The following is a 14138-nucleotide window of genomic DNA, read 5'->3' on the forward strand; positions in this document are numbered from 1 at the left end:
GACTTTAATCTGCAGGGCGACTACGCACAGGCGCCGATCGCGTCCTCGTACGGCTCGCCGCGCCCCATCTCGTCGTAGATCTGCTCCATCACCGCCGGGCTTCCCACGAGGAAGCGGCAACGCGGTGCACCTGACGAGCGGCATTCCACCTCGAGTACCGCGACCGGGGCGCCGGCGACGCGGCCGAACAGGTCGGCGAACATCCCGGTGGTGAGGTGGCAGCAGGGATGGTCCATCCCGCTCTGCGGATCGGCCTCGCCCCAGTCGCTCGAGTCGAGCGTGGCGACCACGTCGCCGATCGAGCCGACCGTGATGCTCCCCCAGCCGGCATCGCGGAAGAACTCGGTGGCGCGCTGCTCGAAGCTCTCGACATCCAGCGACTCCGCCGGGAGGTCGGTGCGTTCGGCGAGCCAGCGCTTGAACGCCTCCCACATGGCGTCGCCGCCGGCATAGCCGGCTTCCTGGAGGTAGACCGCGGCATCGGGGCCGCCGTCGCGCAGGAGGGCGGCGCGCAGCGTCGCGAGCGACGAGCGCGTGAGGGCGAGCATCCCGTGACGAGTGAGGTCGAGCGGCTGTGGCATGCGAGTGTCCCGTTCGGTTAGCGTCCAACTCTCCGCAGCATCTCGGCTTCGTCGATCACCTCGACGCCGAGGGCGTTGGCCTTGTCAAGCTTGCTCCCGGCGGCCTCGCCGGCCACCAGGAAGCTGGTCTTCTTGGACACGCTGTCGGTCACCCGGGCGCCGGCGCGTTCGAGCATCGCGGCCGCGTCGGTCCGGCTGAGGGTTGGCAGCGTCCCAGTGATGACGACCGTATGCCCCTTGAGGGCACCATCCTGTGCCACTGGCTGCGGTTCGGTCATCGTGAGCCCCATCACCTCCAGCCGATGGACCAGGGCGCGGGCCGTCGGATCGGCGAAGTACGTGACCACCGACTTGGCGATGATCGTCCCGATCCCGTGTACCTCGCCAATCTCCTCCTCGGTGGCCCGCATCAGCGACGCCATCGAGCCGAAGTGGCGCGCCAGGAGCTCGGCGGCGGTCGCCCCGACGTGCCGAATCCCCAGCCCGAAGAGGAGGCGCGAGAGCGGCTGCGCCTTGCTGGCGGCGATGGCATCGACGAGGAGCTGGGCGCTCTTCTCGGCAAAGCGCTCGAGTGCCCCGATCTGCTCGACCGTCAGGGCGTACAGGTCCGACGGGTCGGAGACGAGCCCGGCATTCACCAGCTGCTCGAGGCGGGCGTAGGAGAGCCCGCGGATGTCCATCGCGTCGCGTGAAGTGAAGTGGACGAGCCCCTCCAGGCGGCGCCCCTCGCACCGGACGTTCGGGCAGTAGTACGCGACCTCTTCCTCGTCGCGCACGCGCGCGGTGCCGCAGACGGGGCAGTGCGTCGGCATGCGCCACGGCTGCTCGTCCCCGGTGCGCTTCTCCGGGACGGGGCCAATGACCTGGGGGATGACCTCGCCCGCCCGCTTCACCTGGACCGTGTCGCCGATGCGCAGGTCCTTGGCGATGATGAGATCCTCGTTGTGCAGCGTGGCGTAGGTGACCGTCGTCCCGCCGATCTCCACCGGCTCGAGGACGGCGTACGGATTGAGCGCGCCGGTGCGCCCGACGTTGACGCGGATCTCGAGCAGGCGCGTCTCGGCGATGTCGGGGGCGAACTTCCGGGCGATCGCCCAGCGGGGCTCGCGCCCACCGACGACCCCCAGGTCTTCCTGGAGGGCGAGCTTGTCGATCTTCACCACCCCGCCATCGATCGCGAAGTTGAGCGTCGCGCGGAGCTCGTGCTCCAGGCGGTGTGCCCAGGTCATCACGTCGGCCAGCGTCGCGCACCGCTGCCGGTGCGGGGCCACCGGGATCCCCCACGACTCGAGCGCGGCGAGCACCTCGCTCTGGGTTTCGATGCGGAGCGTCTCGCCCGGCGCGGCGATCATCGTGTAGCCAAAGAAACGCAGCGGGCGCGTGGCGGTCATGGCCGGGTCGAGCTGCCGCAGCGTTCCCGCGGCCGCATTGCGCGGATTGGCGAAGACGGGCTCACCCGACTGCACGCGCTGTTCGTTCATGCGCTCGAACAGGTCGAACGGATAGTAGATCTCGCCGCGGACCTCGATGCGCGCCGGCACGTCGTCCCCGCGCAGGCGCAGGGGGACGTCGCGCACGGTCCGGATGTTCGGGGTGACGTCCTCGCCCACCGACCCGTTGCCGCGCGTGGCGCCCATCACGAGCACCCCGTCCTCGTACAGGAGGCTCACCGCGGCCCCGTCGATCTTGAGCTCGGCGGAGTAGCCGGCCTGTCGCACCTCTTCTCCCGCCAGGCGCACGAGGCGATCCTCCCAGGCCTGCAGCTCCTCGTTGGAGAAGGCGTTGTCCAGCGAGAGCATCGGCACGTGGTGCGTGTGCTTCGGGAGTGCACTGACCGGCGCCGCCCCCACGCGCTGCGTGGGGGAGTCGGGGGTGCGCAGCTCGGGATGCTCGCGCTCGATGGCTTGCAGCTCACGGAACCGCACGTCGTATTCGGCGTCCGACATCGACGGCCGGTCGAGGACGTAGTACTCGTACGACGCGCGATCGAGCAGGGCGCGGAGTTCGGCAGCGCGTTTGGTGGGCGAAGCCATGCGTCGGGAAGACCGGAGGACGGGGGCGAGAGGACGTGCGCAAGAAGCAAACGGCGAACGGGCCCGGCGACAAGCGCGCCGGACCCGTTCACGCGTCAAGCCAGGGGACTACGCCTCGCTTTCCGCCTCGCCCTCGGCGGGCCCTTCCTCGAGACCGCCCTGGAGGAGGAAGTTCTCCACGAAGAACAGTCCAGGCTCGCCGGCGCGCTTCACCATGCGCAGGAGCGTGTCCATGCTCGACACCTCCTCGCGCTGCTCATTGATGAACCACTCGAGCGCGTTCTTGGAGAGGTGGTCGCTCTCCTTGATCGCCAGGTCCATGAGGGCGTTGATCTGGGCCGTGACGCGCATCTCGGAGTCGAGCGACAGCCGCACCGCGTCCTCGGCCGACGTGAAGATGGCGCGCGGGGCGGGGATCGCCGGGATCTCCGGGGTGGCGCCGGCGTCCACGAGGTACTTCACGAAGCGCATCGCGTGCTGGCGCTCTTCGGCGGCCTGCTTGTAGAAGTGCTTGGCCAGGGCGGGGAGCCCCTCGCCGTCGAAATACACTGCGATCGAGACGTACTGGTTGGAGGCGGCGAGTTCGTTGCCGATCTGCTCGCACATCGCGGCGGTCATCGCCTTGGAAATGAGCATGGTTTGACGCTGGCTGGGGGAACGTGCTCGTGCACCCGGCGTGCCGCATGTCGATGACGGCACCGCATGTCAAACTAGCGAGAGCGCGCCGACGCGGCCAGCGCGCCGGCAGACCGTGCGCGGACCGGGGTCCTATCCCCTGGCTTCTTCCTCGATGACCTGCATGGCGACCGACACGAGGCGCTCGAGTTCGTCGTCGCTCTCACGCGGCAACAGCGTCTCGGCCCACTTCTGGTCGTCGCTGCGGGTGTAGCGCGAGACCAGGCGGCGGAGGAAGGCGACGAAGGCGATGCGCTCGAGGTCCACGCGGCGACGGCGCTCGGCCTCGGCGTCGTTGGCCCGCTGCACCTGCTCGAAGCGGTGGGCGTTGCGCAGCGCGCGCGCCGTCAGCCCGGCGATGACCTCGCAGAACTGGATGTCGGAGGTCGAGAAGGGGACCCCGCCGCGTTCCGTGCGCAACACGATGGCCCCGATCACCCCGCCGCGCGAACGCATCGGGACGACGATGATCGAGCGGACGCTTCGGAGGTCGAGCGCGTCGCGCATTGCGGCGAAGCGAGGATCGGCGACCGCGTCGGGGATGACGATCGTCTCGCCAGAGCTGAAGGCGTCGGCCAGCTCGGGATAGCGAGCCAGGTCGACCACCACGTTGCTGATCGTGGGATCCTCGTAGGTTGCCACGAGGCGCACCTGGTGCTTGCCCTCGCCCCCCAGGTAGATCGACGCGCGATCGAGTCCGAACAGCTCGCCCAGTCGGCGGGCAAGGCGCTGGAGGACCTCCGCCACCTGCAACGCACCGCCGAGCTCTTGCTGCAGGTCGATGACGACCAGCAGCTGGTCACGCTCGCGCGTGAGCTCGTCGACCCGCTCGCGCAGTCGCGTGACCTCGAGCGCCGATGGGTCGGACGCCGTCTGATCGAGGGTGAGTGCAGCGGGTTGGGGCATGCGCTGGGCGACGTCGCGGCGGGCGGAAGCGAGCGCTCGCGGGATCAAGCGGGCTCGCCTGTAAAGACGCGCGAGATGCACCGCACGTCATAGCGTGCGCCCCCTCGCGCCCCATCCGTGACACGGGTCACCCGCGCTCACGGGCATCGCGCTTGGAGCGCGACGCCCGCGGGGGTCAACTCCGGACTTGGTTGATCAACCGATTCACTTCCGCGAGCACGGCGCGCGGTTCGCACGGCTTGGCGAGATACCCGTCGCACCCCACCTCCATCGCGCGCTCGCGATCACCCGGCATGGCGTGCGCCGTGAGGGCGATGACGGGAATGTGACTGGTCGCTGCCTCGCGCTTGAGCGTCTGCGTGACCTCCCATCCGTCGATGAGCGGAATGGAGATGTCCATCAGGATGATGTCGGGGAGTTCACGTCGCGCTTTCGCGATCCCCTCCTCACCATCGAGCGCCTCGCTGACGCGAAAGCCGTGATGGCGAAGGATGGTCGAGTAGACGATGCGATTGTCCTCGTTGTCCTCGACGATCAGGACCGTTCGATCACGCGAGCCGCTCATGCGTCCGTCCTTGCTAGCGCTGGAGTTTGCGCAGGGCCGCCTCGGCCTGGCGCTTGTAGCCGGGATCGTTCACGTCGCCCTGCTTGCCGCGGACCACGAACTCGAACTGGGCGCGCGCCTTTGCCTTCTCGCCCACGTCGAGGTAGATCATGCCGAGGTCGAGGTGATGGGTCAGCCGGTCCGGATCGACCGCTACCGCCTTCTCGAGGCTCGCCACGGCGTCCTTCCAGCTGGCCTGGCCGAACACCTTCCCGCCTAACACGTTCTTGGCGAAGAAGCGTTCCACGCCGCTCAGCCGCATCACCTCGGCATTCCACATGCCGATGACGTGGAGGGCACCGGGGTGGTTGGGATCGAGCCGGAGCGCCTCGAGTGCCTGGGCGTGGATCTCGTTGGCGTACTTCACGCGGTCCCGGACGCCCAGGGTGAGGGCGGTGCGCCCCAGGGCGCGCGCCAGGTGGAAGTGCGCTTCAGGATCGTTAGGGCTTGCCTCGACGGCTCGGCGGGCGTATTGCTCTCCCTTGCGGAAGTACTCGGTCCGCTGGGGGCCGTCGGCGGTCTGCTCCCCGATGTCCACGGCGCTGCGCGAGGCCTTGCCCAGCGCCTCGCCGTTGCGGGGGGAGGCGGCCACGGCCGCTTCGTAGTGCGTGAGTGCCGCGGCGGAGTTGAACGCCGCGGCTTCACGGTCGCCGAGGGCGACGTGATCGACGGCGCCCTGCGCGCCGGAGCGGGCCGGGAGCAGAAGCGCCCCGGCCAGAACGAGTGACCCGAAGTTTTTCAGATGCAACATGAGGGAACGCCACGTCTCCGCTATGAGGCGCCCGGCAAGGCGCCGTGGTTGAGGTCGTGGGGGTCCGTGAACATACCCGAAACGAGCCGCACATGCTTGCCCAGCGCCTGATTGAACGGAAACGCGATGGAGGCCGCCTCTCCGCACCGGAGTGGGAGGCGCTCGCGCACGCCTTCACGTCGGGGAGCATGACCGAGTACCAGATGGCCGCGTTCCTGATGGCGGCCTTCATTCGCGGGCTCGACCGTGACGAGGTCGGCGCGCTGACCCAGACCATGCTCGATAGCGGGCAGTCGCTCGATCTCTCGCATCTCGCGGCGGGGCGCATCGACAAGCACTCCACCGGCGGGGTGGGCGACAAGGTCTCGCTGATCCTGGCCCCCCTGGTCACCTCGCTGGGGCTGGTCGTCCCGATGATGTCCGGGCGCGGGCTCGGGCACACAGGGGGGACGCTGGACAAGCTCGAATCCATCAGCGGCTTCCAGACGCGACTCTCGCTCGAGCAGGCGCGCCGGCAGCTCGAGGACATCGGCTGCGCGCTCATCGGGCAGAGCGAGGAGATCGCGCCCATGGACCGCAAGCTGTACGCCTTGCGCGACGCCACCTGCACGGTGGAGAGCATCCCGCTGATCGCGGCGTCGATCATGAGCAAGAAGCTCGCGGAGGGGCTCACGGGGCTCGTGCTCGACATCAAGCGCGGTTCCGGGAGCTTCATCCCCGACTTCGATCGCGGGGTGGAGCTGTCGCGGCTCATGATCGACCTGGGCGAGGCGCATGGCTGCCCGGTGGTGGCGCTGATGACCGCCATGGACCGCCCGCTCGGCCGCGCCTGCGGGAATGCCCTCGAGGTCGAGGAGGCGATCCACGCGCTGCGCGGCGAGGGGCCGCCCGACCTGATGCAGGTCACCTACGCGTTAGGCGCGGAGATGCTCGTCCTCGGCGGCGTTGCCGCCAACACCGACCAGGCGCGGCGCAAGATGGAGGTCGCCATCTCCAGCGGGCGCGCCGCCGAGATGTTCCAGCGGATCATTGCGGCGCAGGGGGGTGATGCGAACGTCGTCGAGGACCCGTCGCGACTGCCGCAGGCGCGCGAGGTCGAGATCTACACGGCGCCACGCGCCGGCGTGATCGCGCGCGTGGAACCGCGGGCGGTGGGACGCGGGATCATCGCCCTCGGCGGGGGGCGCACACGGATGGAGGACGCGATCGACCCGAGCGTGGGCTTCGTCATTCGGGCCCGCCCTGGCGACGTCGTGCGTGTGGGCGAGCCGCTGGCGACGATCTTCTCGCGAGACGAGGCGGGGATCGCCGCCGGCATGGCGGCGCTGACCGACGCCTTCGTCATCGCCGAGGAAGCCGAGCCGCCACTCCCGCTGGTCTCGCACCGCGTGACCAAGGCCGGCGTCGAGCCGTACGAGGCGGAGCCCTGGGTGCGGACCTCGGAGTTTCCGGTGTTCGTCGAGCCGAGGTGATGTAGGGGCGGAAGAACAGAAGACGGGAAGACGAGAAGACGAGAAGACGAGATAACGACCTTCGGGCGTGGAACTCGGCGCCGTGCTAGATCGAACTCGTCTTCCCGTCTTCCCGTCTTCCCGTCTTCCCGTCTTCTGATCCTCTTACATTGCCGTTGCCTTCTTCGGTGGCGGCGCCAGCTCCGGGAGGCCTAACGACTTGAGCAGCGGGTTCATGCGGCTCACGCTCGCGTTCACCTGCTTCTCCACCATGTCGATCACGGTCTGTGCGTCGCGGCGCACGTCGCCCATGTATTCGCGCTGGGCGGCGATCACCGGCGTGAGGCCGTTGTCGATGCTGCCCATCAGCGACATCGCGCGTTCGAGCGGGCGAGGCCCTTCGGAATAGAAGGGGATCACGTCCGAACGGGGGCGCGTCAGCTGCAAGCGCACGCTGTCGAGCTTCACGATCTCCTCACCGGCAGCGCCAGCCATCTCCCGGGCCGCATCGCCGCGCATTTCCTTCCCCGACGCGCGACGTTCCTCGATCTGCCCCTTGAAGGCGACCAGGTTGCGCTCCGTGTCGATCAGCGAGGCGATCACTGCGTTCAGGCGCGTCGCCTGCTCGAACTGCTGGCGCAGCTCGGCCTCGCCGAGCCCCGACGACGGATCGATGCGCACCGTGAGGGGCTGCTCAGAGGCGGCCCCCGACACCGTCAGGCGTACGGCGTACTGCCCCGGCAGAACCTGCGGGCCCATCGGACGCGAACGCCAGTCGCCGGGATCGGCGCTGTCGGCCGGCATGTCGCTGAGGACCTTGGGGGCGTCCATGCGCAGGTCCCAGGTGATGCGGTTGAAGCCGGCATCGGCGGTCGGGCGCTTGAGCGTGCGGATCACCGAGCCGTCCTTGAGGATCTCGACCTTCACCAGCGAGTCGGCCGCCGGCTTGGTCCCCAGCCAGTACGTGATGACCGCCCCGTACGGGGCGTTCTGTCCGCGGAACTGCTTGTTCCCGTAGTTCCACTGCTGGTCGCCCTGGTTGTAGCGGACGGCGGCGCGCATCGGGAAGAGGTGCGACGCCTTGGCGGCCACCTGCGCCGACATCTGCTGCACCGGTGTGGCGTCGTCGAGGACCCAGATCGCCCGTCCGTGCGTCGCCAGCACCAGGTCGTTGTCGCGCGGATGCACGAGGACCTCGTGGATTGCGACTGACGGGAGGTTCTTGAGGCGCAAGCGCGTCCAGGAGGTCCCGCCGGTCCACGAGACGTAGAGCCCGAACTCGGTCCCGGCATACAACAGGTTGGGGTTCTTCGGGTCCTCGCGAATCACCTGCACGTAGGCCGCGGCCGGGAGGTTGCCGCTGATGTTGCTCCATGTGCGCCCGAAGTCGGTCGTCTTGTAGACGTACGGGCGGAAGTCGTCCATCATGTGGCGCTCGAAGGCGACGTAGGCGGTCCCGGCCGCCGTGCGAGACGGCTCGATCCCGCTCACCACGGCGTCGGCGCCGATGCCTGCCACGTTAGGCGCGACGTTCACCCACGACTTCCCATCGTCCTGCGTCACCTGGACGTTGCCATCGTCCGTCCCCGCCCAGATCACCCCCTTCTGGACCGGCGACTCGGCGAGCGAATACACGTTGCCGTAGTACTCGGCCACCGTGTTCTCCTTGAGGATTGGTCCGCCGGCGTCGCCCAGGCGCGACTTGTCGTTCTTCGACAGGTCGCCCGAGAGCGCGGTCCACGACTTCCCCCAGTCGGTGGAACGGTACACGATGTTACCCGCGAAGTAGACGACGCGCTTGTCGTGCGGCGACTGGACGATCGGCGCGTTCCAGTTGAAGCGCACGGCGTTGGAGTCGGCCGAGTAGCCGTCCATGCGCTTGACCTGTGGCGACGCCTCGCGCTGCTCGTAGGTCTTCAGGTTCGTCGCCTGGATCCCGCCGGCCTGGTAGTCGGAGAGGAAGTGGTCCGGGTCATCGGGGTGCGACACGGCATAGTAGCCGTCGCCGTTCTGGATGAAGCGCCAGTCGGTCGCCATCACCGCGGCGCCACGCGTGCGCGACGGCCCGGTCCACACGCCGTTGTCCTGCAGCCCGCCAGCGACATGGTAGAATGGCTCCCGCATGTCGTAGCTGAGCTGGTAGAACTGGCCCACCGGAAGGTTCTGGAACCACTCCCACGTCTTGCCCTGGTCATACGAGACGTTCAATCCGCCGTCGTCCCCCATGTAGAGGCGCTTGGGATTGAGCGGGTCGATCCACATGGTCTGGTGGTCGCCGTGGAAGTTGCCCGTGACCGCCTTGAAGTTCGACCCGCCATCGATCGACACCATGTACGACATGCCTAACGTGTACAGGCGGTCGGCATTCTGCGGATCGACGCGCAGGTCGGCGTAGTAGAAGCCGCGCCCGAGCGTGTGGGCGTTGTCGCTCACCTTGTGCCAGGTCTCGCCGTGGTCGTCGGAGCGAAAGACGTAGCCCTCCCGGGTCTCGGCCACCACATACACCACGTTGGGCGAGGACGGCGCCACCTTGATGCCGATGCGCCCCATGAGCTTGGGGAGCCCCTTGGTCATCTTCTGCCACGAACGCCCGCCGTCGGTGGAGCGGTACACACCGCCGTTCTCGTCGCCCGAGCGGTGCGTCCACTGCTTGCGGTCGAAGTACCACAGGCCGGCGTACAGGATGTTCGGGTTCTGCGGGTCGATGTCGAGGTCCGAGGCGCCGTGCCGGTTGTCGGTGTACAGCGACTTCTTCCAGGTCTCGCCGCCGTCCTCGGTCATGAAGACGCCGCGCTCCTCGTTAGGCCCGAAGGCGTGGCCGATCGCCGCGACGTACACCTTGCGCGGGTCCTTCGGGTTGATGACCACGCGTGGAATATGCCGCGTGTCGCGCAACCCGAGATGCGTCCACGTGCGTCCCCCGTCGGTCGTTTTGTACACGCCGTCGCCGAACGAGACCGAGTTGCGGACGTTCCCCTCACCGGTCCCGACGTACACCACTTCGTGATTGGTCGGATCCACCGCGAGGTCGCCGATCGACTGCACCGACTGCTTGTCGAAGATCGGCGTCCACGTCGTCCCGGCGTTCAGCGACTTCCAGATCCCGCCCGACGCGCTCCCCGCGTACAGGATCGACGGATCGCCTGCGACCCCCTCGATGTCGGCCATGCGTCCCGACATGTTGGCCGGGCCGATGTTGCGGAAGGCGAGGCCCGTGAAGGTGGATTCGGCGACCGTCGGTGGCGTGGCTGGCGCGGCCGCGGCGGTCGGGCGTCGTGTCTGGGCTGCCAACGGGGAGGTGAAGACCGCCGACATCGCGACCGCGAGGACGGCGACGCCAGGCGCAAAGCCGCGGCTCACGGCGCGACGAGAAGGAGAGACAGACATGGGTGCGGTTCCGGGTGAACGAGGGACCTCGCCGCCACGGGCGAAGGGCGCGGCAATCATACCGTCTCGCGGCGTCGTGCGGGAGCGTGATTCGTCGCTCCCCGTGTGCGGCTTTGCGCCCCTTTTCTCGTGGGCGCCCCGGCGTCATCTTCCGCGCCACGGCGCGCCGGGAACCGGGGGCGTCACACCGCACGTTCACCGTCGTCACCCTACCGAGGACGCCATGGATATCGACATGAAGAAGTACGCCAAGCTCGCGTCGCTCGGAGCGTTGGCGGTTGCCGCCGGATGCGTGGGGCTCTACGCTCTTCTGGCTTGGGTCTCCACCCCCACGGCAACCGGCGGCATCGACGGGGTGCACGCGATGATTGCCTACCTCGGCATCGCCGTCCCGATCGCGGCCATCGTCGCCGTGCACGTCACGTACGCACGCGTGCTGTCCAACTACGCGAAGGACAACGCGTAGCGCGATCGCGCACGCGGCACCGCGCGTCGGCGGGCATTCGTCCGCACGCGAATCGCGCCGCGTCCCTTCGTGGGGCGCGGCGCGATGCTGTTCCAGCTGTCGGCGTTACGAGATCCAGGTCCCGAGCACGGTCCCGAAGAACTGCAGCACCAGGATCACCAGGGTGCCGGCGCTGGCGACCGCGGCCACCGAGCGCATGACGGCGAACACCACCCCTCGCGTCCCCGTTGCCCCGCGTTCGCGCTCGCCGATCCCCCACGCTCCAAACGCAGAAAGCAGGGCGGAGACGGTCACGATGCGCCACCATGGCGGGTCGAACAGGAGGATCGCCGCCGTCGTGACAAGACCGCCCACGGCCATAGCGACCAGCCCCCAGTCGGGGACCCGGCGGCTCAGCGACGCGAGCAAGACGGCCAGCGTCGGTTCGTTCGCGTCGCGCATCCGAAGGGCGTCGCCCTTACCGCTTGCCGAAGCCGAACGACACGCCGATTCCGTACGACGGATCGGACCCCTCGAGGCCGAGCGGCAGGGTGATGACCGGGCGAATCAGGACGCTGGAGCTCAGGACGAAGCTCACGCCGCCCGACAGGAGGCCGTACGTGTCGTTGTCCGATCCAGAGCCGCCGCTCGGCCCGTCGATCGCAATGCGGCTGTACACACCCTGCAGCGACGCGAACGGAATGAGCGCGACCGAGGAGGTCGTGCCGACGCGGGCACCGATCGCCACACCTGCGGCGCCGTCGGTGGTGCTGGCGCTGTAGGCGGAGCTCCCGCCGTCGGGAAGGGAGGTGTAGCCGAGTGAGGCGATGGGGCAGAAGGTGATGTTGCGGCTGGCGCCGGTGATGAACGAGAGGCCGCCGTCGACACCGATCGACTTGCCGGTCCCGTCGATGCCGTCATAGTCCTGCAGCTGCGCCGACACGCCGCCAAAGGCGATGGACGAACCAAAGCCGACGCGCGCGTCGAGGGCCTTGCTACCGTCGCTGAAGAGCGCGGTGAAGGTGGCGTTGGTCGGCTGTGCAGTGAGCGAGCCGAGTCCGAGGCAGGCCTGCGCGTCGGCGCGCGTGGAGAGCGAGGAGAGAATGGCGGTCGTGGCGACCGCGACGAGTGCCATGTGTTTCATGTCGAGTTCTCCGTAAGGGGAACATGGGAGGCGTGCGTCGCCGCCCTGACCAATAATCAGGGAACGAACGCCGGGAGACGCAACCCTAAGTGAAAAAGGACGGGGCGCACCGCGATTGCAGTGCGCCCCGTGATCCCTACCCGCTTGGCCTCGACTTGTTCGACGCTAGATGTCGAGGTTGCTGACGAACTTGGCGTTGGCTTCGATGAAGGCCTTTCGCGGCTCGACATCGTCGCCCATGAGCGTCTGGAAGATCTGGTCGGCGAGGACCGCATCCTCCATCCCCACGCGCATGAGGGTCCGGCGCTCCGGGTCCATCGTGGTATCCCAGAGCTGTTCCTTGTTCATCTCGCCGAGGCCCTTGTAGCGCTGGATGTTGACCGACGACCGGTCGGAGCCGCCCAGGCGCTCGGAGTACGACTCGCGCTCCTTCTCGTCATAGGCGTAGAACTCCTGCTTCCCCTTGGCCACGCGATAGAGCGGGGGCTGCGCGATGTAGACGAAGCCGGCCTCGATGAGCTCGCGCATCTGCCGGAAGAAGAACGTGAGCAGCAGGGTGCGGATGTGCGCGCCGTCGACGTCGGCGTCGGTCATGATGATGACCTTGTGATAGCGCGCCTTCTCGATCTCGAACTCTTCCTTGATCCCCGTGCCGAGCGCCGTGATGATCGTGCGGATTTCCTCGTTGGAGAGGACCTTGTCGATGCGGGCCTTCTCGACGTTGATGATCTTGCCGCGCAGCGGGAGGATCGCCTGGAACTCGCGGTTGCGCCCCTGCTTGGCCGACCCACCGGCCGAGTCGCCCTCGACGAGGAAGATCTCGCACATGGCGGGGTCGGAGAGCGAGCAGTCGGCGAGCTTGCCGGGGAGCGTGCCGACGTCGAGCGCTGACTTCTTGCGGGTGAGGTCGCGCGCCTTGCGCGCCGCTTCGCGGGCGCGGGCCGCGGAGACCGCCTTCTCGATGATGATGTTGGCGGTGCGCGGGTGCTCGTCGAGGTAGGCCGAGAGCCAGTCGTTGACGACCGTCTTCACCGCCGACTCGGCTTCGCTGTTCCCGAGCTTGGTCTTGGTCTGCCCTTCGAACTGCGGTTCGCGGACCTTGACCGAGACCACCGCCGTCAGCCCCTCGCGTGCGTCGTCGCCGGAGAGGGAGAAGTCGGCCTTCTTGAGGAAGTTCCCCTTGGCAGCGAAGGCGTTGATGGTGCGCGTGAGCGCGGCCTTGAAGCCGGTGAGGTGCGTCCCACCTTCGTGCGTGTTGATGTTGTTGACGAAGGTGAAGACGTTCTCGTTGTAGCCGTCGTTGTACTGCAGCGCGATCTCGATGCCGATGTCGTCCTTGTCGGTCTCGAGGTAGAGGACCTCGGGGTGCAGCGGCTTCTTGCTGCTGTTGAGGTACTTCACCATTTCCTGCAGCCCGCCCTTGGCGAAGAACGTCTCGGTCTTGGGCTCGTCCCCACGCTCGTCGGTGAGCGTGATGGTCACGCCCTTGTTGAGGTACGAGAGTTCGCGCAGGCGGTTGGCCAGCGTGGCGTAGTCGTAGCGCAGCTCGGTGAAGATCTCGTCGTCAGGCTTGAAGTACACCTTGGTCCCGGTGTCCTTTTCCCGGACCTTGCCTAACGTCTTGAGCTGGGTGGTGGTGGTGCCGCGCTTGAAGTCCATGTAGTACTCCTTCGCGTCGCGCTTCACCCACACCTTCAACTGCTCGGAGAGCGCGTTCACCACGGACACGCCGACGCCGTGCAACCCGCCCGAGACCTTGTAGCTGTCCTTGTCGAACTTGCCGCCGGCGTGCAGGACGGTCATCGCGACCTCGAGCCCCGGGAGCTTCTCCGTGGGGTGCATATCCACCGGGATGCCGCGCCCGTTGTCCTCGACGGTGATCGAATCGTCGTGGTGGATCGTGACGCCCACCGTGTCACAATACCCCGCGAGCGCTTCGTCAATCGAGTTGTCGACGACCTCGTAGACGAGATGATGGAGCCCGCGCGAGGACGTTGAGCCGATGTACATCCCGGGGCGCTTCCGAACCGCTTCCAGCCCCTTGAGGACCTGGATGTTGCTCGATTCGTACGAATTCCCGTTGGAGGGGGTCTTGGCCATGTCTGCCCGTTTCTTGGACCGCTGAAAGGCCCCGAAGAGTCGCCGAAAGTCGGGGAAAGCG

12 protein-coding genes are annotated in these 14138 nt (G+C 67.8%); 2 read left to right on the forward strand and 10 right to left on the reverse strand.

Annotated features, from left to right (window positions below):
- Nucleotides 1–20: 20 nt before the first annotated feature.
- The 6 genes from IPN47_05905 to IPN47_05930 all read right to left on the reverse strand — a co-directional run bounded on the left by IPN47_05905 (nucleotide 21) and on the right by IPN47_05930 (nucleotide 5550).
- Nucleotides 21–581: a hypothetical protein gene (locus IPN47_05905; GenBank protein ID MBK9407577.1), complete on the reverse strand. Its 561-nt coding sequence runs from the start codon at nucleotides 579–581 to the stop codon at nucleotides 21–23.
- Nucleotides 582–598: 17 nt separating this feature from the next.
- Nucleotides 599–2614: an NAD-dependent DNA ligase LigA gene (ligA, locus tag IPN47_05910; GenBank protein ID MBK9407578.1), complete on the reverse strand. Its 2016-nt coding sequence runs from the start codon at nucleotides 2612–2614 to the stop codon at nucleotides 599–601.
- Nucleotides 2615–2722: 108 nt separating this feature from the next.
- Nucleotides 2723–3250, reverse strand: a complete 528-nt coding sequence (locus IPN47_05915; protein ID MBK9407579.1) for a ferritin — start codon at nucleotides 3248–3250, stop codon at nucleotides 2723–2725.
- Nucleotides 3251–3382: 132 nt separating this feature from the next.
- Nucleotides 3383–4195, reverse strand: coding sequence for a GAF domain-containing protein (locus IPN47_05920; GenBank protein ID MBK9407580.1), 813 nt, complete (start codon nucleotides 4193–4195; stop codon nucleotides 3383–3385).
- A 175-nt stretch (nucleotides 4196–4370) separates the two neighbouring features.
- Nucleotides 4371–4760 (reverse strand): response regulator, encoded by a 390-nt coding sequence (locus tag IPN47_05925; GenBank protein ID MBK9407581.1) that lies wholly within the window; start codon nucleotides 4758–4760, stop codon nucleotides 4371–4373.
- Nucleotides 4761–4773: 13 nt separating this feature from the next.
- A complete protein-coding gene (locus IPN47_05930; protein ID MBK9407582.1) occupies nucleotides 4774–5550 on the reverse strand; it encodes a hypothetical protein in 777 nt (258 codons plus the stop codon).
- A 92-nt stretch (nucleotides 5551–5642) separates the two neighbouring features.
- Here IPN47_05930 and IPN47_05935 point away from each other — a divergent pair, with 92 nt between their 5' ends.
- The gene (locus tag IPN47_05935; protein ID MBK9407583.1) at nucleotides 5643–7022 is read left to right on the forward strand and encodes a thymidine phosphorylase; all 1380 of its coding nucleotides are present in this window, start codon (nucleotides 5643–5645) and stop codon (nucleotides 7020–7022) included.
- Nucleotides 7023–7166: 144 nt separating this feature from the next.
- On the opposite strand, the gene IPN47_05940 is transcribed toward IPN47_05935, so the two are convergent.
- Nucleotides 7167–10388, reverse strand: coding sequence for a hypothetical protein (locus tag IPN47_05940; protein MBK9407584.1), 3222 nt, complete (start codon nucleotides 10386–10388; stop codon nucleotides 7167–7169).
- Between the two features lie 223 nt (nucleotides 10389–10611).
- Here IPN47_05940 and IPN47_05945 point away from each other — a divergent pair, with 223 nt between their 5' ends.
- Entirely contained in the window at nucleotides 10612–10854 is a 243-nt protein-coding gene (locus IPN47_05945; GenBank protein ID MBK9407585.1) for a hypothetical protein, read from the forward strand.
- 105 nt (nucleotides 10855–10959) lie between these two features.
- Here the strand turns inward: IPN47_05945 and IPN47_05950 are convergent, their stop codons facing one another.
- The 3 genes from IPN47_05950 to gyrB all read right to left on the reverse strand — a co-directional run bounded on the left by IPN47_05950 (nucleotide 10960) and on the right by gyrB (nucleotide 14077).
- A complete protein-coding gene (locus IPN47_05950) occupies nucleotides 10960–11295 on the reverse strand; it encodes a hypothetical protein (protein ID MBK9407586.1) in 336 nt (111 codons plus the stop codon).
- 16 nt (nucleotides 11296–11311) lie between these two features.
- Nucleotides 11312–11977 (reverse strand): hypothetical protein, encoded by a 666-nt coding sequence (locus tag IPN47_05955; GenBank protein ID MBK9407587.1) that lies wholly within the window; start codon nucleotides 11975–11977, stop codon nucleotides 11312–11314.
- Between the two features lie 165 nt (nucleotides 11978–12142).
- Entirely contained in the window at nucleotides 12143–14077 is a 1935-nt protein-coding gene (gene gyrB, locus IPN47_05960; protein MBK9407588.1) for a DNA topoisomerase (ATP-hydrolyzing) subunit B, read from the reverse strand.
- Nucleotides 14078–14138: the final 61 nt, after the last annotated feature.

It is taken from the genome of Gemmatimonadota bacterium, assembly GCA_016719105.1.
Classification (GTDB): domain Bacteria; phylum Gemmatimonadota; class Gemmatimonadetes; order Gemmatimonadales; family Gemmatimonadaceae; genus SCN-70-22.